Source organism: Candidatus Methylomirabilota bacterium, from assembly GCA_035764725.1.
Classification (GTDB): Bacteria; Methylomirabilota; Methylomirabilia; order Rokubacteriales; family CSP1-6; genus DASRWT01.
In genome coordinates this window covers 48,587-69,068 of record DASTYT010000057.1, presented here as the reverse complement: position 1 = coordinate 69,068, position 20,482 = coordinate 48,587, and the positions used below count along the sequence as shown (strand labels likewise).

The following is a 20,482-nucleotide window of genomic DNA, read 5'->3' as shown; positions in this document are numbered from 1 at the left end:
GCCGCGCGGCCGCCCTAGGGCGACGGCCGCACGTAGAGCTCCCCGCCCGCGCGCTTGAACTCCGCCGCCTTCTCGCGCAGGCCCTGGGCGATCGCCTTGGGATCCACGGGGGCGGGATCGGCGGCTTCGCCGGCCGCGCCCTGCTTGGCCGCGAAATCGCGCACCTCCTGGGTGATCTTCATCGAGCAGAAGTGCGGACCGCACATCGAGCAGAAGTGGGCGAGCTTGGCGCCCTCCGCGGGCAGGGTCTCGTCGTGGAACTTCCGCGCCGTCTCGGGATCCAGCGCGAGATTGAACTGATCCTCCCAGCGGAACTCGAAGCGCGCCCGCGAGAGCGCGTCGTCCCACTCGCGGGCCCCCGGGTGGCCCTTGGCGATGTCCGCGGCGTGCGCGGCGATCTTGTAGGCGATCACGCCGTCCTTCACGTCCTGCTTGTCGGGAAGCCCCAGATGCTCCTTGGGCGTCACGTAGCAGAGCATCGCGGTCCCCAACCAGCCGATCATGGCCGCGCCGATGGCGGACGTGATGTGATCGTAGCCGGGAGCCACATCCGTGGTGAGCGGGCCCAGGGTGTAGAACGGCGCCTCGTGGCACGTCGCGAGCTGCCGGTCCATGTTCTCCTTGATGAGGTGCATGGGCACGTGCCCCGGCCCCTCGATCATCACCTGGCAGTCCTGCTCCCACGCGAGCGTGGTGAGCTCGCCGAGCGTGTCCAGCTCCGCGAACTGCGCCTCGTCGTTGGCGTCGGCCTGGCAGCCGGGCCGGAGGCCGTCACCCAGCGAGAAGGCCACGTCGTAGGCCGCCATGATCTCGCAGATCTCGCGGAAGCGCGTGTAGAGGAAGCTCTCCTGATGATGGGCGAGGCACCACTTCGCCATGATGCTCCCGCCGCGAGACACGATGCCGGTCACCCGCTTCGCGGTGAGGGGCACGTAGCGGAGGAGCACGCCGGCGTGGATGGTGAAGTAGTCCACCCCCTGCTCGGCCTGCTCGATGAGGGTGTCGCGGTAGACCTCCCAGGTGAGGTCCTCGGCCTTGCCTCCCACCTTCTCGAGAGCCTGATAGATGGGCACGGTGCCGATGGGGACGGGGGAGTTGCGGAGGATCCACTCTCGCGTCTCGTGGATGTTCTTGCCGGTGGAGAGGTCCATGATCGTGTCCGCGCCCCAGCGGGTCGCCCACGTCATCTTGTCCACTTCCTCCTCGATCGAGGACGCCACCGCCGAGTTCCCGATGTTCGCGTTGATCTTCACGAGGAAGCGCCGGCCGATGATCATCGGCTCGGACTCGGGATGATTGATATTGGAGGGGATGATGGCGCGCCCGCGGGCCACCTCGTCGCGCACCACCTCGGCCTCCATGCCCTCTCGCACCGCCACGAACGCCATCTCGGAAGTGATCTCGCCCCGCCGCGCGTAGTGCATCTGCGTCACGCGCCCGCCGGGCCGGGCGCGCAGGCCCCACCGGCCGCCCGCGCCGGGCTCGACGTCGCCGCGGCCCTCGATCCACGAGCGCCGGAGCGGGGGCAGCCCCTGCTTAAGATCGGGGGTGAAGTCGGGATCCGTGTACGGCCCCGAGGTGTCGTAGAGCCGTAGCCGCTCGCCGTTGGTGAGGGACAGCTCGCGGACGGGGACGCGCAATGACGCGTCGTGAGGGGAAAAGAGGTAAGTCTTCATGTGGCCTCCCTACGCTGGCATTACCCAGGTCAGGTTGTGGCGGTCGGCGGCCCGATTGCCGCCCTCTCAGCCCGGTGTCTCCGCCGAGCTCCCGCGCAGAATCTGCGTCGTGAATCGTACGCGGCCCCCCGGAGCCCGTCAAGGGCGCCGCCGGGGCCAGGAAGGACGCGGAACAATGGGGGCGACGGGCTATAGTGAGTTCAAGGCTCCCAGCGCGTCCCGTCGGGGTCGGGGGGCCGAGACCACATGGCCGCGAACGAACCCCGTCTGGCCGCCGCGCGTGAGCTCGAGGTCTTCGCCGAATCGAGCTGGCTCGTCGCGTCAACCCTCGACCTGGGCGAGGTGCTCGAGCGTCTCGCCGACGTCGCGCAGACGCGTCTCGGGGTTGACATCGTCCGGATCTGGCTCGCCGGCGACCGCGCGGGCACGCTGACCCTCCGCACGGAGACCGGCACCTCCGGCCAGGACGTCGAGTATCAGCAGCGTTTCCGGATGGGCGAGGGACTCGCGGGCAGCGTGCTCGAAAGCCAGCAGCCGCTCGTGGTGCCGGACGTGCTCGCGGACTCGCGCGTGCGCAATCGCGGCTGGTTCGAGGCCGAAGGCGTCCGCTCCGTCCTGCTCGTGCCCATTCTCCTCGACATGAGCCCCATCGGCATCATCGCCTGCATGACGCGCGCGCGGCGCGAGTTCTCCCCCGAGGAGGTCAAGCTGGCCGCCGCAGTGGCCGCGCCCGCGGCGACCGCGGTGCGGAACGCGGGGCTCTACGCGGAAGCCCTCGAGCGGCTCGCCGAGATCCAGGCATTCCAGCGCGTCACCTCCGAGACCCTGTCGTCGCCCGACCTCGAGACCGCGCTGCGCACCGTGGTGCGCGAGACCCGCGAGCTCTTGCGCGCCGACGGCGCTTTCTGCTCGCTGGTGGAGCCCACGAGCCAGGACGCGGAGACGGTGGTGACGCAGGGCGCGCGCACCGCCCAGTTCCCGCGCGTTCGCCTCGTCGCCGGCGACGGCATGGCCGGGCTCGTCCTCGCGGAGCGGCGCGCGGTGCGCACCGACGATTATCTCGCCGACACACGCTTCTCCCGCTCCGCGGTACTGGACGACTGGGCGCGGGCGGAGGAGACGCGCGCGATGATCGGCGCGCCCATCCTGGACCGCGAGGGCAAGGTCACCGCGATCCTCTGGGCCTACCGCCGCAGCCACGCGCACTTCACCGACAAAGACGAGACGGTCATCGTCGGCCTCGCGCAGCAGGCCGCGCTCGCCATCGGCACCGTGCGCGGCATGGAGGGCGAGCGCCAGCGCGCGCGCCAGACGGCGTCGCTCCTCGAGGTCGCCCAGGTGTGCGCCTCCACGCTCGAGCTCCGGCCGCTGCTGCGCGCGGTGGCGCGGCAGGTGGCGCAGGCCCTTGGCGCCGAGCGCTGCACGATCAATCTCTTCCAGGGCGACCGGCTCGTGCCCGTGATGGCCCAGTTCGCTGACGGGCACGTAGACCACGATCTGTGGGGGCGCTTCAAGGCCCTCGCCGAGGCCGGTGTGCAGCAGATGCTCGCCGACTCGGAGGCGGCGCGGACCCGCCGGCCCGTGGTGATCGACGACGCATCGCGCTCGGGGCTGGTCACCCCGGCATGGGTGGAGGCCTTCGGGCTCCGCTCCGTCCTGGTGGTGCCGCTCATCTCGGGCGACCGCGTGATCGGCACGCTCTCCCTCGACGAGACGCGCGCTCCGCGCGTGTGGACGCCCGGCGATCAGGATCTCGCGATGACGATGGGCGCCCAGGTCGCCCTCGGCGTCGACCGCGCGCGGCAGTACGAGGAGTCGGCGCAGCGTGCCGCCGAGGTGCAGACGCTCTCCGCGGTGGGCGAGACCCTCGCCTCGACGCTCGACATCCAGGAGGTGCTGGACGCGATCGCCGACAGCGCCACCAAGTTGACGGGGGCGCAGCGCTCGGTGGTGTTCGAGATGGACCAGGAGGCCGACCACCTCCTCGCCCGCGCGGTACGCGGCATGCCGGTGGACAAGGGCTACGTGGTCCTGGTCGGGCAGGGGGCGGTGGGAACCGCGGTGGCCCGGCGCGCGCCGGTGTGGAGCGCCGACGTCGTCGGGGATCCGCCGCCCGGCTACGACTCCATCCAGGTGCAGGAGAAGGCGAGCCTCGCCGAGATGGCCAAGCGCTTCGGCTACCGCGCCGTCCTCGCCGTGCCCGTGGTGAGCCGCGAGACCGTCCTGGGCGCGGTGGGCATCTACTGGGACGAGACGCACCGTCCGGCGGAGCGCGAGATCCGCCTCCTCACTGCGCTCGCCCGCCAGGCCGCCATCGCCATGGACAATGCGCGCCTCGTCACCGACCTCCGGCACACCCTCGATGATCTCAAAGCCGCCCAGGAGACGCTGGTGCGCGGCGCCACCCTCCGCGCGGTGGGCGAGCTGGCCGCAGGCGCCGCCCACCATCTCAACAACCTGATGGCGGTGGTGCTGGGGCGCACCCAGCTCATCCTCATGAAGAAGCCGCCGGAGGACCTGGTGGCCAGCCTCCGGACCATCGAGCGCTCGGCGGTGGACGCGGCGGAGACGGTGCGGCGCATCCAGGCCTTCGGCCGCACCGACAAGGACGACGTGGTGGGCGCCGTGGACCTCGACGCGGTGATCGGCGAGGGCATCCAGCTCACGCGGCCGCGCTGGGAGCACGAGGCCCAGATTCGCGGCGCGCGTATCGAGGTCGTCTACGACCCCGCGCCGCTGCCGCGCGTGCCCGGCCGCGCCGCGGAGATCCGCGAGGTCGTGACGAGCCTGCTCCTGAACGCGGTGGACGCGATGCCGTCCGGCGGCCGCATCGTGATCCGGACGCAGGCCGACAAGAACCGAGTCGGCGTGACCATCAGCGACTCCGGCACCGGCATGGGCGCCGACGTGAAGCGGCGCGCCTTCGAGCCCTTCTTCACCACGAAGGGCGTGAAGAGCACCGGCCTCGGCCTCGCGGTGGCCTACGGCACCATCCGGCGCCACGGCGGCGAGATCTCGATGGACAGCACCGAGGGCATCGGCACCACCGTGTCGTTCTGGCTCCCGGGCGCCGCGGCCGCCGTGGCGCCGCCGGTGGCGCCGGTGGCGGCGCCTCTCGAGCGGAAGGGCAAGATCCTCGTGATCGACGACGAGGCCTCCGTGCTCGAGATCGTCGCCGAGGTGCTCACTACCCACGGCCACTCCGTCACGGTGGCCCACGGCGGCCGCGAGGGGCTGCTCGCGTTCTCGGCCGGCCGCTTCGACCTCGTGATGACCGACCTCGGCATGCCGGATTTGAACGGGTGGGACGTCGTGCGCTCGGTCAAGGAATCGCGGGCGACGACCCCGGTGCTGGTGCTCACGGGCTGGGGCGACACTGCGGAGGCGCCTGCGGGCGTTCGCCCGGACGGCTTCCTCACCAAGCCCTTCGACCTCAAGCGGCTCGCCGCCGAGGTCGGCGCCGCGATCAGCCAGGCGTGATCCGGACCAGGACGCTGGTCTTCGCGGCCAGCCCCTTCCGGATGTAGCGCCCCATGAAGAGCGGGACGAGTAGCCAATACTTCTTCCTGTAGGTCGCGAGCAGCATCGTTTCCAGGTCAGCTCGGTCGTCCACCCACTCCGCGCGCCCCTCGAAGGCCGGCCCATCCTTCCTGCCCACGCGCACGCTGACGCGGCCGTTGTCCCGGATACGGCGTGCCTTGAGGCTGTCGCGTTTCGTCGTGAAGTAGACGCACCCGTCGTGGAGCCAGAGCCAGGTCGGCACCGTGCCGGGTTTCCCCGCCTTGCTGTACGTCGTGACGTACATGTAGCTCGCGCGCCGGAGCGCCTCGGCGAGGGCGGGCGTCACGGCCGCCCGCGCTCCGCGACCAGGAGGCGATAGCCGAGGTCGAGCTCGCGCAAGGCCCGCAGATGGCCGAACCGCGCCTCCCAGCGGCCGCTCGCGAGATCCTCGGCCAGGCGGGCGAGCCCTTGGGCCACCGATCGCGCCGCATCCGGCCCGAGTCGCGCGAACGTCGACATCGCGTTCCGCACCCCCGCGTCCAGATAGGCCTCCGGCCGGCGCCAGTACGCGCCGAGGAAGCCGTCGACGCAATCGTGCGGCACGGGCAGGGGGATCACGTGCAGCGGACCGAGCGCCGCCGCGAGCTCGGCGGCGGTGGGAAAGAGGACGGCGTCCAGCTCGACCAGCGCGGGAATGTACTCGCGCGTCAGCCAGAAGGCGTCCCGTCCCACGGGATCCCAGTTGAGGATGACGACGCGGCGCCGCGCCACCCGCAGGAGCTCGGCGAGACCCGCCGCCCGATCATGCCAGTGGTGGAGCGTCAGCAGGGCGAGCACGGCATCGAAGGCCCCCTCTCGGAAGGGCAGCGCCTCGGCGGCGGCCCGCAGGACGGGCGCCGCGCCGGGCGGCCGCTGACGGATCATCTCTCGCGAAGGCTCGACCGCGATGACCGGCCGATCGCCGGGCTCGTAGGAGCCGGCGCCCGCGCCCACGTTCACCACGGAGCGGGCGTCCCCCAGTGCCAGGTGGATGGCCGCGGCGATGCGGGGATCGGGACGGCGGCGCGTGGCGTAGCCGCGCCCGATGGCGTCATAGGCGGTGGACATCCGCGTCTCCCTCGCGGGCGCGGCGGCTCCTTGCGCATCCGCTGGTCGACAGCCTACCATTGGCATACCTCGCGCGCGTTTCGCATTTTCGAAACCTCGGCACCTGATCGGAGGACGACATGCCCCCGCATCGCCACGCCTACCGTCCCGTCGTCATGGGCACTCGCGGCGCCGTCACGTCCGCGCATCCCCTCGCGTCCATGGCGGGCGCGCGCATGTTGCTCGAGGGCGGGAACGCGGTGGACGCCGCCGTCGCCGTCGGCGCGGCCCTCAACGTGGTCGAGCCCTTCATGTCGAGCGCGGGCGGCATCGGCCTCATGCTGATCTCGCGGGCGAAGACGCGAGAGCGCCACGTGCTCGACTTCATCGGCCCCGCGCCCCTCGCCGCCGATCCCGGCAAGGCCACCGAGGCCGAGCTGGCCGGCGGGCCCAAGGCCTTCGCCACGCCGGGCAACCTCGGCGGCTGGATGACGGCGCTCGGGCGCTTCGGGAGCATGCCGCGCCCGCGCGTGCTCGGCCCCGCCATCGAGTACGCGGAGAAGGGCGTGCCGCTGACCTGGATGAACACCACCTTCTTCGACAAGGGGCGCGAGACGCTCGCCCATTCTGCCGAGGCGCAGCGGCTCTACCTGGGCAACGGCGGGCCGCGGCCCGGCAAGATCGTGACGTACAAGGAGCTGGCCGGCACGTTCCGGCAGATCGCGGAGGGCGGCGCTGAGGTCTTCTACAAGGGCCCCATCGCGAAGGCCATCGCCCGTGCGGTGCAGGAGGCGGGGGGCTGGCTCAGCGAGACGGATCTCGCGCAGTTCGCGCCGGAATGGCGCCAGCCCGTCACGATCACCTACCGCGGCTACGAGGTCGCCTCGGTGCCGCCGCCGTTCTCCGCCTTCCAGATGCTGGAGACCCTCAACATCATGGAGGGCTTCGATGTCGCGCAGTGGGGCCACAACTCACCCGAGCACCTTCACCACCTGATCGAGGCGATCAAGCTCGCCTCGGCGGACCGCCTCGCCTTCGCCTATCTCAACGACGTGGCCAAGATCCCCATCGCCGGGCTGGTTTCGAAGGCCTACGCGGCGTCGCAGCGCGCGCGCATCGATTCCGCGCGCGCGGGTGTGAGCGAGGGCGAGCGGCACACGCTCAAGCAGCGCATGGGCCAGATCTCCGAGGGGCACCCCGCCGACTTCATGCACGATCAGACCACGCACTTCGCGTGCGCGGACGCCGAGGGCACCGTGGTCTCGGTGACGCAGACGCTCGGCGGGCCCTTCGGCTCGGGCTTCGCCATTCCCGGCACGGGGCTCGTGCTGAACAACATCCTGAAATGGATGGACCTCGACCCCGCATCCCCCAACGCGGTGCGGCCGGGCAAGAAGGCGGGAACCATGATGTCGCCGACCCAGCTCTTCCGCGACGGCGCCTTCGCGCTCTCGATCGGCACGCCGGGTTCGTACGGCATCCTTCAGACACAGACCCAGATGCTGATGAACGCGGTGGACTTCGGGCTGAACGTGCAGGAGGCCATCGAGGCCCCACGCATCCGCGTGTACGCCGACCGTCAGCTCGACGCGGAGTCGCGGCTGGCCGAGGGGACGCGCGCGGCGCTCGCGGAGCGCGGACATCGGGTCAACGTGATCGACGACTGGTCATGGATCGTGGGCGGTGGGCAAGGCATCATGCGCGACTCCGAGTCGGGCGCGCTCATGGCCGGCGCCGATCCGCGGCGCGACGGCTACGCCCTCGCCATCTAGCCATGACGCTCAAGGACAGGACGGCGGTGGTGACCGGGGCCGGCTCGGGCCTTGGGCGGGGCATCGCGCTCGCCCTCGCCGCGTTGGGCGCGCGGGTGGCGGCGGCGGATCTCGACGAGGCGACGGCGAAGGAGACGGCGGCGCTCATCGCCAAGGCCTCGGGGCGGGGCATCGCCGTCCGGGCCGACACGAGCCGGGCCGAGGACGTGGACCGCTTGGTGACCACCGCGGTGAAGGAGCTGGGGCCGCTCGAGATCATCGTCAACAATGCTGGGATTCTGGACGGCTATTTCAACGTGGACGAGATGAGCGAGGCGGTGTGGCGCCGGGTCATCGACATCGACCTCACGGGCGTTTTCCTCGGCTGCAAGCGCGCGATTGCGGAGATGCTCCCCCGGGGCCGCGGCCGCATCGTCAACATGGCCTCGGTGGCCGGGCTCAACGGCACCGGGGGCGGGGCGGCCTACATCGCCGCGAAGCATGGTGTGGTCGGCCTCACGCGCCAGATGGCGGTCACCTACTCCTCGCGCGGCATCACCGTCAACTGCGTCTGCCCCGGGCCCATCCTCACGGGGCTGCGCCAGCACTCGCAGCAGATCCTGGGCCCCGACGTGCCCGATATGAGCGGGCGCGGCGTGACCGTCAACGACGATCAGATCCGCGGGCTGGTGCCGGTGGGACGCCGAGGCACCGTCGAGGACATCGCCTCCGCGGTCTGCTACCTGGCCTCGGACGAGGCCGGGTACATCACGGGACACGCCATGGTGGTAGACGGAGGCTGGAGAGCCAAATGATCACGAAATTCTCGGTTCTGTACGTGGGACAGATCGAGCTCGAGAACGTCGGGCTCCAGGGCACCCCCGCCAACGATCGGCGCTACTCGAACGAGCGCCTGGTCGAGGCGTACCATACCGCCAAGGACGTGGCCCAGCACATGGACGCGCTGGGCTACTACTGCCTGTGGACGGCCGAGCACCACTTCCAGCACGAAGGGTACGAGGTGTTCCCGAACCTCATCCTCCTCGGCACGTGGCTGGCCACGCAGACCAAGCAGCTCAAGTTCGGGTGCGCCTTCAACATCCTCCCCATGTGGCATCCCATCCGGCTCGCCGAGGACTACGCCGCCGCCGACATCATGACGAACGGCCGCGTGATCATGGGCGTCGGGCGGGGATATCACACCAGAGAGGTCGAGAGCTTCGGCGCGCCCATGCTGGACAACAAGGCCAATCAGGAGCTGTTCGAGGAGCAGATGGAGGTGCTCCTCAAGGCCATCAACCAGGAGTCGTTCTCGCACCGGGGCAAGCACTACACGATTCCGCCGCCCGTCGAGTATCGGGGCTACACGCTCAAGGAAGTCACGATGGTGCCGCGACCCATCCACCGGCCGGTGGAGCTCTGGCAGCCCATCGCCTCCGGCAAGACGCTGCCCTACATCGCCCAGCGCGGCATCAAGGGCATGGTGACGCTCAATGGCGAGAAGATCTGGGACGAGGTCGCGCGCACGTATCAGGCGGAGGCCGCCAAAGCCGGCAGGAAGCTGACGCTTGGTGAAGATCTCTGCTGGGGCGTCGGCCTCTATCTTGCCGACACGCCGGAGGAGGCGATCCGCCGGGTGGAGCCCTACCACGACGAGCGCTACAAGTGGTTCGCCCCGTTCGGCTTCGTGCGCTACGCCGACGCCGAGGGGCGTCCGTGGGGCACGCCGGGCGCGCCGACACGCATTCCCAGCATCCGCGACGGCGTCGAGCAGAAGGCGTGGCTGTGTGGCCCGCCCAAACAGATCATCGAGGGGATCAAGTACTTCGAGGCCAAGTACCCCGGCCTCGACCAGATGATGATCCACTGGGCGGAGGGCATGGGGCCGAAGGAGTTCAAGGAGCAGCTCGCCTGGTTCGCACGCGACGTGATGCCGGCGTTCAGGGGGCGCCGGTAGCCCGAGCCCCTGGGGGGTATACCCCCTCCCGGTAGTTTTCCCCTCGTGGTGGACCCCCCAGGGATTGTATTTTCCCCTTGCGCTCCCTCGTGGTCTCGCGATAATACCCTCGGCCGGATCGGGAGGCGCCGGGCGGCACATCCCAACACTCGCGGCCACATCACTCGGAGGGAGGACGGAGCATGGCGAAAGGGAAAAAGGCGTTCGGCGGTTACGCGATCAATTTCAAGGGCTGCAGCGACACGATGGAGTCCGTGATGGGCTCGTCGCCCATCGGGCCCTCGGAGATGACGAAGAAGATCTGGGCCTACGTGAAGCGGAAGAAGCTCGCGAAGAAGTAAGGCGGCGCGCTCCCGACCGGATCCATTTCCAGGCTCTGCCCGGCGCCTCCAGGATCACGCGGCCGCTTGACGTGCTCCGCCCCGCCCGCCGGGGCACCCCGGCGGCTAGAGGCCGACACGCTCGGGAATCTGGTCCAGCCGCTCCACCTCGACGTCCGGCGTGACCTCGAGGCCCTCCATGGGCACCCCCAGCCGATTGCACCAGCACGTGCGGTAGCCGAAGGCGCCCGCGCCGGCGATGTCCCACGCGTTGGACGACACGAAGAGGATCTCGCCCGCCGCGACGCCGAAGGCGCGGGGTCCCAGCTCGTAGACCTTCGGCGAGGGCTTGTAGCACTTCACCTCGTCCACCGAGAGGACATGCTGGAACACGCCTTCGAGCCCGGCCGAGCGGACCGCGGCCTCCAGCATCATGGGCGAGCCGTTCGAGAGGATGCCGAGCGGCGCGGGGGCCAGGTGCGCGAGCGCCAGCCGCACCTCCGGGAAGGTGCCGAGCGTGAGATAGGCCGCCATGAGGGCATCCCCCTGCGCGGGGCTCGGCCGCAGCCCGAGCCGGCGCAGCGCGAAGGACAGCGCGGCGCGCGTGACTTCCCAGAAATCCACGTAGCGGCCCATGAGCGAGCGGAGCCACGTGTATTCGAGCTGTTTCTGGCGCCAGAGGTTGGAGAGCGCCTGGGGATCGTCGGTGACGCTCCGGCCTGCCTCCACCACGGTGTGAACGTCGAACAGCGTGCCGTAGGCGTCGAACAGGAACGCGCGGGGCATGGCCATGGGCGTGATTCTGCCCCGGCCGCCCGGTCCTCGTCTAGCCCGCGGAGGGGATCGACGCGCTCGAGCGCCGCGGGCCGCGACGCGTCGGCGTCACCTGGCGGCGCGGTGGCTCGTCGCCGATGTCGAGGCCGTTGGCGACAAAGCCGTACTGCAGGACCTTGCGCGCGTCGCGGAAGGACTGGCTGCGGGTGTGCGAGCCCAGCACGATCAGCAGAAAGCGCTGCCCGGCCCGCCAGGCCGCGATGGCCAGGTTGTAGCCGGCCTCGTTGGTGAAGCCGGTCTTGAGCGCCTGCACCCCGCCCGGGTCGTCGAAGAGCGGGATGCGGCGCTGATAGACGCGCCCGCGGTACACGAAGGTCTTGCCTCCGAGGACGGTTCGCGAGGCGGGGTAGTCGGTGACGAGGTGGCCGATGAGAGCGGCCATGTCCTGCGCGGTCGTGCGCTGGAGGGGATCGGGCAGCCCGTGGGGATTCGCGAAGCGCGTGCCGGCCAGCCCCATGAGCTGGGCCTTCTCGTTCATGCGGTGTACGAAGGCCTCCTCGTTGCCGGCGAGGCGCTCGGCCACCGCGCAGGCGGCGTCGTTGGCGGAGGCGATGGCCACGCCCTCCATCAGGATGCTGAACGGCACCGACTCACCGGCGCGGAGCCCCATGCGATAGCGGGCGGTCTCCGCGGCGCGGCGGCTGACCCCCACCGGCTCGTCCCACTCGATCTTGCCCGCCTCGAGGTCCTCGTAGGCGAGATAGAGGGTCATGAGCTTGGTGAGACTCGCCGGCGCGTGATCCTCCGCCGGATTCTTGGCGAAGACGACCTTGCCGTCGGCGTCGAGGAGGAGCACGGAGGCCGCGCTCAAGGAGAGCGCCTGGCCGTTGGGGGGCGCCGCCGGGACGACCGTCGCGACGGCGAGCACGATGGCCAGGCTGAGGGCGATGGTGACGAGTCGGGGCACTGCAGGAAATCTTAACGCGGAGAACGGGGAGCGTGAAGCGAAAAGCCTAGCGGATGGCGCGCTTGAGCTCCCTGGACGGCTTGAACCGGGGCGTGCGCCCCGCCGCCACCACCATGGGCTGGCCGGTGCGGGGGTTCTTGCCCCGCCGCGGCTTGCGACGGCTGACGCAGAAGGTGCCGAAGCCCACGAGCGTGACGGATTGCCCGCGCTTGAGGGAGGTGCGGATCGAGGCGAGCAAGGCGCGCAGCGCGCGATCGGAAGCGGCTTTGGTCCAGCCGGTGGAGGCCGCCATCGCGCTCACGATGTCCGAACGGATCATGCACGGAACTCCTTTCCCGCTCGCGGGGTTCGGAGAATAGCAGAGTCGCGGTTGGAGGGTCAAGGCAGCGATGGTATCGTGGGACATCATGCGGGTGCGCGCGCGGACGATCGCGGCGGCCGGCGTCGCGCTGGGGGTGCTCCTCGGCGCGCTTCCGGCGCGCGCGCAGGAGATGAGGGTCACGCTGCACGAGATGAGCCGCGAGCGCGACATTCCCTGGGACCGGCTCGAGCTGCAGGACTACGAGCGGGTACGCGAGGTGGTGAAGGGGGCCGCGGTCGCGCGCGAGGTGCGGGACATCACGTTCCGCAGCCACAAACCCGTCTTCGACTACCTGCTCGACCATCCCGACTTCGCCTCCGACGTGGCCCGTATCCTGCGCGAGGGCAAGTACCGTGTGCGGCGGGTGGGGGACGTCTACGAGGCCGACGACGGGCGCGGGGTCCGGGGCCTCATGAAGCCGATCCTCTCGGAAGACGGGCGCCGCGTGTTCTACCTGGAAGGCCGCTACGACCCCCCGCTGCTGCCCCCGCTGTCAGGTCGCGTGGTGATCATGCTCAACACCGAGCACCTGGACGGCCCCGACGGCATCACCTACTGCGCGATGAACTTCTCCGGCTTCCTCAAGCTCGACTCGGCGGTGGCGGACGCCCTCGCGCGGGTGATGCAGGCGTTCTCCGAGGACCAGATGGACCGGCGCGTGCGCCGCTTCTTCAACCACGTGGCGGCGGTGAGCCGGCGCGCCTATGACGACCCCGAGGGCCTGGCCGCGCTGCTCGAGAGCCGCGCCGATCTGCCCGCGGATCGCGTCGCCGCCTTCCGCGATCTCCTCCTCGCCTCGGTCGCACCGGGATGGGCGGCGACCGGCGACTTCCGCTTCGTCGACCCCGGGCTGGTCAACCGTCCCGAGTGAAGCGCGCCCTGCTCTTTACGATGCAGGGCAACGCCGACGGCGAGGCGGCCCTCGCCTATCTGCAGGCGCGCGGTGTCGCGGTCGACGTGCGCGACGTGGGCAAGGACCCGGACGCGAGCCTTGACCTCTTCAAGCGCATCGGCCGGCTCGCGGTGCCCGCCGTCGTCATCGGCGAGCGCGTCTTCCTGGGCTTCGGCGCCCACAAGGACGAGATCGAGGCCCTCGTCCGCGACTAACCGGACCTGGCGCGCGGCTAGCGCTGAAGCGCGAACTTCTGGAACGTGTGCGTGTCGGCGGGGGCGCGGCCGCGACTCACCGCGAAGGTCCACGTCACCTCGCTCACGTAGATGTCCCCGCGGGAATCCACTGCGAGCCCGTGCGGCGCCGCGAAGCTCCCCGCCGCGGTGGCATCCGCGGTGCCCCAGCGCGCGAGCACCCGGCCCTCGGGATCGAAGACGCTGAGCCGCGCGGGCTTGGCCGCCGTGGTTGGCCCGTGGCGTCGCGAGATGTCGCCGGGGTGCCACCAAAGCTCGGAGACGTAGGCGCGCCCCTCGGCGTCGAACACGATGTGGGTAGGCCGCTGCGTGTCCGTCCACTCCGCGAGGTACTCGCCGTCGGGGTTGAAGATCTGGATGCGGTCGCTCTCACGATCGCACACGAACACCCGCCCGTCCGCGTGGACGGCGATGCCGTGGGGCAAGTAGAACTGGCCGGGGCCCGTGCCCGGCTCGCCCCAGGAGCGCTCGAGCGTGCCGGTGGGCGAGAAGCGGTGCACGCGGCAGTTCCCGTAGCCGTCGGAGACGTACAGGTGCCCCCGCGGACCGACGGCGATGTTGGTGGGGCGGTTGAATGGCCCCGCCGGCCGCGTGATCGTCATGTAGTCCTTGCCGTCGTAGCCGGTGTCGGAGGGGGTGTTCATGATCCCGAGCGTCAGCAGCAGCTTGCCCTCCGGCGTGAACTGCCGGATGGTGTGGTTGCCGTCATCGGTGCAGAACAAGGTGCCGTTGGGCGCCACGGTGATGCCGTGGGTCCGATAGGTGAACTGGCCCTCGCCCCACGACCGGATGAAGTTGCCCTTCTGGTCATAGGCGATGATGGGGTGATCGCCCCGGCAGATCAGGTAGACGCGGTCCTCGCCGTCCACCGCCACGCCCGCCACGTCCCGGTGCACGTAGCCGGCGGGAAGCTGCTCCCAGCCCGGGACCACATCGTATCGCCGCGCCGTCTGCGCCATCGCTGACCTCCCCGCGCCGGCCCCTTCGATGGGCATGCGGCGCGGGTCCGACTATCGAGGACGGCCACCGCCCCGTCAAGGGGCTCGAGGACGCCCTAGAGCAGGGTGCCGCGCAGCACGAGATACGCCACGGTGAAGTAGATGATGAGCCCGGTGACGTCCACCAGGGTGGCCACGAACGGCGCCGACGCGCTCGCGGGATCGAAGCCGCTGCGACGGAGCAGGAACGGCAGCATGGAGCCGGCGAGCGAGCCGAACATCACCACGCCGACCAGGGCCAGGCCCACCGTGGCGGCGACGAGCGGCCAGTGCGCCCCGTAGTCGTACACGCCCAGCAGCTGCCAGACGGCGATGCGGGCGATGCCGATCACGCCGAGGATGGAGCCGAGGGTGAAGCCGGCGGGCAGCTCGCGGAGCACGATGCGCCACCAGTCGCGCAGGCCGATCTCGTTGAGGGCGAGGGCGCGGATGATGAGCGAGGTGGCCTGCGAGCCCGAGTTGCCCCCCGAGCTCATGACGAGCGGAATGAAGAGGGTGAGCACGATGGCGCGGCTCAGCTCGCCCTCGAAGTGCTGCATGGCGGTGGCGGTGAGCATCTCGCTGAGGAACAGCGCGCAGAGCCAGCCCGCCCGCTTCTTGATCATGGCGCCGAAGCTGATGCGCGTGTAGGGCTCGTCCAGGTTCTCGACGCCGCCCAGCTTGTGCAGATCCTCGGTCTGCTCCTTGATCATCGTGTCGATCATGTCGTCGACGGTGACGATGCCGAGGATGTGCCCGCCCTCGTCCACCACCGGGACGGCGAGGAGGTCGTAGCGCGCGATGAGGCGCGCGGCCTCCTCGCGGTCCGTCCACGGACCCACCGTCACCGGCGTCCGCCGGTCGCCGATCTCCAGCAGGGCCTGGTCGGGATTCGCCAGGACGAGCTCGCGCAGCGTGACCACGTGCACGAGCCGTCGGTCGAGGGGATCCAGCACGTAGACGGCATAGACGGGCCGGTGGGGATGCCCGACCGCGCGGATCTGCGCCAGGGCGCGCCCGGCCGTCCAGTCGCCGGGCGCCTCCACGTGCTCGGTGGTCATGATGCCGCCCGCGGTGGTCGCCGGATACCCGAGGATGGCCCGAAGCGACTCCTTGGTGGCGGGGTCGATGGCGGGGAGAAGGCGCGCGCGCACCGGCCCGGGCAGCTCGCGGAAGAGATCGGCGCGTTGATCGTCGGACATCGCGGCGACCAGGGCGGCCGCGCGGTCGATGGGGAGATGCTCGAACAGGCGCGCCCGGCGGTCCAGCACGGGCTGGTTGAGCGCGCGCACCGCCAGGTCGAAGGGCAGCGCGCCCAGCACGCGGGCCGCGGCCTCGGGGGGGATCGCGTTCAGGGCCGCGGCCACGTCCACGTCGTGCGCGCCCTCGAGCGCGACCACGACGCCCGCGGTGTCCTGCTTCCTCAGACGGCGCTCGTCCATGACGGATCCCCCTTCCTGTCGGCGGTGCCCTGGGCAGCGCCTCGCGGAGTCCGGGGGTCGCGCGAGGAGATGTCGGGCCGCTCGGGCCCAGGGCGCAGCGTGCACCCTCGGACGACGGGCGGTCAAGAGGGAACACGCTACTTCTTCCAGTAGTGGGCCACGACCATCTCGATCGGGGGGCGGATCTTCTGCGCGTGCGGCACCGCGCGGGCGGCGAAGTCCTTCTGCGACTTGAGGACCTTGGCGAAGAACGGGTTCTTCTGCGCCTCGGCCTCGTACACCCTGTCGATGGCGGGGAGCTGGGCCTTGAGCACGTCGTCGGGTGTCTTGAGCACTTTCACGCCGTGCTTCTTCTCGAGCTCCTCGATGGCCTTGCTGTCCTGATCCACGCTGTACGCGGTCATGCGGGTGATCTCGGCCATGCCCGCCCACTTCACGATGGCCTGGAGATCCTTGGGGAGCGCGTCCCACTTGGCCTTGTTGATGAGCACTTCCTGATAAGAGGCGGGCTGGCGCAGGTCGGGCATGTAGTAGTTCTTCGACACGTTGTGGAAGCCCATGAGGATGTCGTGACTGGGCACGGCCCACTCCGCGCCCTCGATGGCGCCCCGCTCCAGCGCGGGGATGACCTCGCCGCCGGCGAGGGTCACCACCGACACGCCCATCGTCTTCATCATCTCCATCCCGAGGCCGGAGGTGCGGAACCGCATCTTGCGGAGATCGTCGAGGCTCGCGAACGGCCGCTTGAACCAGCCGAGCGGCTCCCAGTACGGCAGACTGGTGGTGAAGACGGGCACCACCACGTTCATCTTCAGCTCCTTCTGCAGGAGCTCGTTGTAGAGCTCGAGCCCGCCGCCCGCGAAGAGCCAGCCGAGGTACTCCTCGCGGTCCATGCCGAAGGGCCCGCCGGGCCCGGGCGCGAAGAGGCCGGCCGCGGAATTCTTGCCCGCCCAGTAGCCGGGCCAGGCGTGGCTGGCATCGATGATGCCGCGGTTCACCGCGTCCAGGATCTCGAAGGCGGGGACGATGGTGCCGGCGGCGGTCATCTCCCACTTGAGCCGGCCGCCCGACATGTCCTCCACCATTTTCGCCAGCTCGACGGCGGAGATGTGCAGGAGGTTGTTGGCCGGCCACGCGCTCTGCACCTTCCAGACGATCTTCTGCTGCGCGGCGGCGTCGCCGGGGCCTCGCCAGACCGCTGCGGCGAGGATGAGGGCGGGGAGGGCGAACGCGATCCAGGCGATGACGATGGTCCGATGCCTCATGGCGTGTCCTCCTTCGGTGTCACGTACCGAGCCGATGTCACTTGCCGAACAGGAAGCGCGGGAACCAGAGCGAGATCTCGGGGAAGACGATGCACAGCCCGAGACCGATGAGCTGCAGGATCATGAACTGGCCCATGCCGTGGTAGATGTCGCCCAGCGACCACTGCGGCGCCACGCCCTTGAGGTAGTACGCGGACATCGCCACCGGCGGCGAGAGGAACGCGGTCTGGAGATTCACCGCGATGAGGGTGGCGAACCACAGCATGTCGATCTTCATCGAGGCGATGACCGGCTGCATGAGGGGGACGAAGACCAGGACGATGGCCGGCCACTCGAACGGCCAGCCCAGCAGGAAGATGACCACCATGATGAGCGTGAGCATGGCCACCGGCGGGATGTCCCAGGAGAGGAGGGCATCGGTGGCGACCTTCGCCGTCCCGAGCCGCGAGAACACCGCACCGAACACGTTGCCGCAGACGGCGAGGAAGATGACGGTGCTGGATTGGAGGATCGTGTTGTAGACGGCGTCCTTGAGCCGCCGCCACGTGAATTCGCGATACACGACGGCGAGGAAGGCCGCGCCCACCACGCCCATGGCCGCCGCCTCGGTGGGCGTCGCCCAGCCCCAGATGATGGTGCCCAGGGTGGCGATGATGAGGATGGCGTGCGGCAGCATCCCCATCGTCAGCTCGATGACGATCTCCTTGAGGCTCCCCGTCCGCTCCTCCCGGGGCAGGGGAGGCCCGAGCCTCGGGTTGATGAGGCTGCGGATGACGCAATAGACGATGAAGATGCCGGCGAGGAGGAAGCCGGGCCCGAAGCACGAGGCGTAGAGCTCCGCGACGGAGACCCCCATGACCGGGCCCATGACCACGAGCATGACGCTGGGCGGGACGAGGATGCCGAGGGTGCCGCCCGCAGTGATGGCCCCGGCGGACATCCGAATGTCGTAGCCGGACTTCGTCATGATGGGCACCGCCATGATGCCCATGAGCACGACGGTGGCGCCCACGGTGCCGGCGGCGATGCCGAAGATGGTCGCGGTGATCAGCACGCCCACGTAGAGAGAGCCGGGCACCGGGCCCATCATGAGCTGGAAGCCCTTGAACAGACGGTCCATGAGCCCGCCCTGCTCCATCAGATAGCCCATGAAGATGAATAACGGGACGGCGGCGAGCACCTCCTCCTTCATGATGCCGATGGTCTGGAACACCATGATGTAGAAGGCGCGATCGCCGAGCCCGATCCAGCCGAAGATCAGCGCGAGCAGCAGCAGCGTGAACGCGATGGGGAAGCCGATGAAGATGGCCCCCAGCATGACCAGGAGCATGATGCCGCCGAGGAGCTCGGGGCTCATCCGATTTCGATCTGCTCGCGATGCACCCACTCGCGGCCGGTCCGGATGGCGTAGATGTCCTTGAGGAGCTCGGCGACGCCCTGGATCAGGAGCAACAGCGCGGTGGCCGGGATGACGAACTTGAAGGGCCACACGATAGGGCGCCAGGGGCTCGCGTCCGACGTCTCTCCGATCTGGAAGGCGTGGTAGGCTTCCTGCCAGCCGAAGTAGAAGAGGGCGAGCATCGCCGGAAAGAAGAAGAAGAAGTACCCGATGGCGTCGATCCGGCTCTGCTTCCGGATCGACCAGCGCGAGTAGAGCATGTCGGTGCGCACGTGCCCGATCCGCATGAGGGTGTACCCGGTCCCGAGCATGAAGTGCGTGCCGTAGAGCATGTACACGGTGTCGAAGGCCCAGATGGTGGGCGCCCGGAAGAAATGGCGCGACACCACCTCCCAGGTGACGGCCACCGTCATGGGGATGATGAGCCAGGCGACGGCGCGGCCGACGTAGTCGGCGAAGCGGTCGATGACGGCCACGGCGTTCCGAAAGCCCGCCGAGACTTCACGGTGGTCGTGTGCTTGCGCTTCGGCAATCGCCACGAGGACCCTCCGTTCTGTTCGTGGAGTCTGAGTGCCGAACTCAAGGAAGTGGGGGTCCCGGGGATCGGCAGAGTGGCCCGACGGATCCCTGGACGGCGGGACGGTGACCCCGTCCCGCCATCCGGGGGAATCCGCCTTACGGTCGGGCTACTTCAGCCAGATCTTGTCCTTGTAGTAGTGCTCCGCGATGAAGTTGTAGTTGGGCCAGTACGACAGGCGATAGGGGACGACGAGGCTGGAGTACTTCTTCTGCGAGTCGGTGACCTTCTTATAGAAGTCGTCCTTGTTCGCGTTACTGTTCTGGATCTCGTCGTACGCCTTGAGGAAGCTCCGGTTCAGCTCGTCCGACGTCTTGATGATCTTGACCCCGGCCGCGAGCATGTCCACGCACGCTTTCGCGGTCTTTTCCTGGAAGCGGACGAAGTGGTTCCAGTAGGAGGCCTGCACCGACACCTTGACGATCTCCTTCAGGTCGGCCGGGAGCGCGTCCCACTTCGCCTTGTTGATGATGAACTCGCCCACCGTCACGGGCTCGTGCATGCCCGGGGCGTAGTGGTACTTGGCGATCTTGTCGATGCCGAGGATCTTGTCGTCGGAGCAGTTCACCCACTCCGCGCCGTCGATCGCGCCCCGCTCGAGCGCGGGCACGATCTCACCGCCGGGCAGCGTCACGGTGGCGATGCCGAGCTTGCTGTAGGTCTCCGCGCCGATGCCGAAGATGCGGTAGCGCTGCCCCTTGATGTCGTTGAAGGTACGGATCTCCTTCTTGAACCAGCCCATCGCCTGGGGCCCTTCGGGATGGACCTGGAAGCTCACCACGTTCATCTTGAGGCGCTGCTGGTATGCCTCCTGGAGGAGCTCGTGCCCGCCGCCCTCCCAGTACCAGCCGTAGTAGTCGATGAAGTCCATCCCAAACAGAGGACCGTGGGTGAGCGGAATGAAGGCGGCCAGCTTGCCGATGATGTAGCCCGGCGTGGTGTGCCCGGCGTCCAGCACGCCACGGCTCACCGCGTCCTGGATCTCGAAGGGCGGCACCACCGCGCCCGCGGGCGAGACCTCGATCTTGAGGCGTCCGCCGGAGGTCTTCTCGATCGTGGCCACCAGTAGCTTGGCGGCGTCGTCGGGGAAGACGCCCAGCGGCCAGGCGGTCTGCATCTTCCACCGGATCGGGGCCTGCGCGGTGGCCGGCGCCGGTGTGCTGTACCAGCCGGCGACGAACGCAAGGACGCCGACGAGGACCAGCAGGGTGAGGGCGAGGCGGGTGGAAATGGTTCGCATGTCGATCCCTCCGTTGTGGGCCGGTTTGGGAGCGGACGAGCGA

At 69.5% G+C, this 20,482-nt stretch carries 19 protein-coding genes and 1 riboswitch; of the genes, 7 read left to right on the top strand and 12 right to left on the bottom strand.

Annotation, left to right across the window (positions count from 1 at the left end; translation table 11 throughout):
* Positions 1-14 precede the first annotated feature (14 nt).
* On the bottom strand, positions 15-1,676 hold the full coding sequence (gene thiC / locus VFX14_10720) for a phosphomethylpyrimidine synthase ThiC (GenBank protein HEU5190152.1): 1,662 nt from the start codon (positions 1,674-1,676) through the stop codon (positions 15-17).
* A riboswitch (TPP riboswitch) is annotated at positions 1,665-1,781 on the bottom strand. (Overlaps the previous gene by 12 nt.)
* A 141-nt stretch (positions 1,782-1,922) precedes the next feature.
* Between thiC and VFX14_10715 the strand changes: the two genes are divergently transcribed.
* Positions 1,923-5,156, top strand: a complete 3,234-nt coding sequence (locus VFX14_10715; protein HEU5190151.1) for a GAF domain-containing protein — start codon at positions 1,923-1,925, stop codon at positions 5,154-5,156.
* On the opposite strand, the gene VFX14_10710 is transcribed toward VFX14_10715, so the two are convergent.
* Positions 5,143-5,523 carry a pyridoxamine 5'-phosphate oxidase family protein gene (locus VFX14_10710; GenBank protein ID HEU5190150.1) on the bottom strand — a complete coding sequence of 127 codons (381 nt, stop codon included), beginning with the start codon at positions 5,521-5,523 and terminating at the stop codon, positions 5,143-5,145. The two genes, VFX14_10715 and VFX14_10710, sit on opposite strands and share 14 nt — an antisense overlap.
* Positions 5,520-6,284 carry a class I SAM-dependent methyltransferase gene (locus VFX14_10705; protein ID HEU5190149.1) on the bottom strand — a complete coding sequence of 255 codons (765 nt, stop codon included), beginning with the start codon at positions 6,282-6,284 and terminating at the stop codon, positions 5,520-5,522. The genes VFX14_10710 and VFX14_10705 overlap by 4 nt, the downstream gene beginning before the upstream one ends.
* A 119-nt stretch (positions 6,285-6,403) precedes the next feature.
* Between VFX14_10705 and ggt the strand changes: the two genes are divergently transcribed.
* From ggt to VFX14_10685, 4 genes are all read left to right on the top strand, one after another.
* Entirely contained in the window at positions 6,404-8,035 is a 1,632-nt protein-coding gene (gene ggt, locus VFX14_10700) for a gamma-glutamyltransferase (protein HEU5190148.1), read from the top strand.
* A 2-nt stretch (positions 8,036-8,037) separates the two neighbouring features.
* Entirely contained in the window at positions 8,038-8,829 is a 792-nt protein-coding gene (locus VFX14_10695) for an SDR family NAD(P)-dependent oxidoreductase (GenBank protein HEU5190147.1), read from the top strand.
* Positions 8,826-9,971 (top strand): LLM class flavin-dependent oxidoreductase, encoded by a 1,146-nt coding sequence (locus VFX14_10690; protein HEU5190146.1) that lies wholly within the window; start codon positions 8,826-8,828, stop codon positions 9,969-9,971. The genes VFX14_10695 and VFX14_10690 overlap by 4 nt, the downstream gene beginning before the upstream one ends.
* Positions 9,972-10,153: 182 nt before the next feature.
* Positions 10,154-10,312 (top strand): hypothetical protein, encoded by a 159-nt coding sequence (locus VFX14_10685; GenBank protein HEU5190145.1) that lies wholly within the window; start codon positions 10,154-10,156, stop codon positions 10,310-10,312.
* A 105-nt stretch (positions 10,313-10,417) separates the two neighbouring features.
* Here VFX14_10685 and VFX14_10680 read toward each other — a convergent pair whose 3' ends face one another.
* From VFX14_10680 to VFX14_10670, 3 genes are read right to left on the bottom strand one after another with little or no spacing between them, the layout of a single operon-like run.
* Positions 10,418-11,083, bottom strand: a complete 666-nt coding sequence (locus tag VFX14_10680) for a haloacid dehalogenase type II (GenBank protein ID HEU5190144.1) — start codon at positions 11,081-11,083, stop codon at positions 10,418-10,420.
* 34 nt (positions 11,084-11,117) lie between these two features.
* On the bottom strand, positions 11,118-12,032 hold the full coding sequence (locus VFX14_10675) for a D-alanyl-D-alanine carboxypeptidase family protein (GenBank protein ID HEU5190143.1): 915 nt from the start codon (positions 12,030-12,032) through the stop codon (positions 11,118-11,120).
* Positions 12,033-12,078: 46 nt separating this feature from the next.
* The gene (locus tag VFX14_10670; GenBank protein HEU5190142.1) at positions 12,079-12,351 is read right to left on the bottom strand and encodes an HU family DNA-binding protein; all 273 of its coding nucleotides are present in this window, start codon (positions 12,349-12,351) and stop codon (positions 12,079-12,081) included.
* Between the two features lie 70 nt (positions 12,352-12,421).
* On the opposite strand from VFX14_10670, the gene VFX14_10665 reads away from it, so the two are divergent.
* Both VFX14_10665 and VFX14_10660 read left to right on the top strand, forming a co-directional pair.
* Positions 12,422-13,264 (top strand): hypothetical protein, encoded by an 843-nt coding sequence (locus VFX14_10665; protein ID HEU5190141.1) that lies wholly within the window; start codon positions 12,422-12,424, stop codon positions 13,262-13,264.
* Positions 13,261-13,500, top strand: coding sequence for a glutaredoxin domain-containing protein (locus VFX14_10660; protein HEU5190140.1), 240 nt, complete (start codon positions 13,261-13,263; stop codon positions 13,498-13,500). The genes VFX14_10665 and VFX14_10660 overlap by 4 nt, the downstream gene beginning before the upstream one ends.
* A 17-nt stretch (positions 13,501-13,517) precedes the next feature.
* Here VFX14_10660 and VFX14_10655 read toward each other — a convergent pair whose 3' ends face one another.
* The 6 genes from VFX14_10655 to VFX14_10630 form a co-directional block, all read right to left on the bottom strand.
* The gene (locus tag VFX14_10655) at positions 13,518-14,498 is read right to left on the bottom strand and encodes a peptidyl-alpha-hydroxyglycine alpha-amidating lyase family protein (protein HEU5190139.1); all 981 of its coding nucleotides are present in this window, start codon (positions 14,496-14,498) and stop codon (positions 13,518-13,520) included.
* 95 nt (positions 14,499-14,593) lie between these two features.
* Positions 14,594-15,958, bottom strand: a complete 1,365-nt coding sequence (mgtE, locus tag VFX14_10650) for a magnesium transporter (protein HEU5190138.1) — start codon at positions 15,956-15,958, stop codon at positions 14,594-14,596.
* Positions 15,959-16,095: 137 nt separating this feature from the next.
* A complete protein-coding gene (locus VFX14_10645; GenBank protein HEU5190137.1) occupies positions 16,096-17,223 on the bottom strand; it encodes a TRAP transporter substrate-binding protein in 1,128 nt (375 codons plus the stop codon).
* Between the two features lie 37 nt (positions 17,224-17,260).
* Positions 17,261-18,580 carry a TRAP transporter large permease subunit gene (locus VFX14_10640; GenBank protein HEU5190136.1) on the bottom strand — a complete coding sequence of 440 codons (1,320 nt, stop codon included), beginning with the start codon at positions 18,578-18,580 and terminating at the stop codon, positions 17,261-17,263.
* A complete protein-coding gene (locus VFX14_10635; protein HEU5190135.1) occupies positions 18,577-19,161 on the bottom strand; it encodes a TRAP transporter small permease subunit in 585 nt (194 codons plus the stop codon). Before VFX14_10635 ends, VFX14_10640 begins: the two co-directional genes overlap by 4 nt.
* Positions 19,162-19,308: 147 nt before the next feature.
* Positions 19,309-20,439: a TRAP transporter substrate-binding protein gene (locus VFX14_10630; protein HEU5190134.1), complete on the bottom strand. Its 1,131-nt coding sequence runs from the start codon at positions 20,437-20,439 to the stop codon at positions 19,309-19,311.
* Positions 20,440-20,482 lie beyond the last annotated feature (43 nt).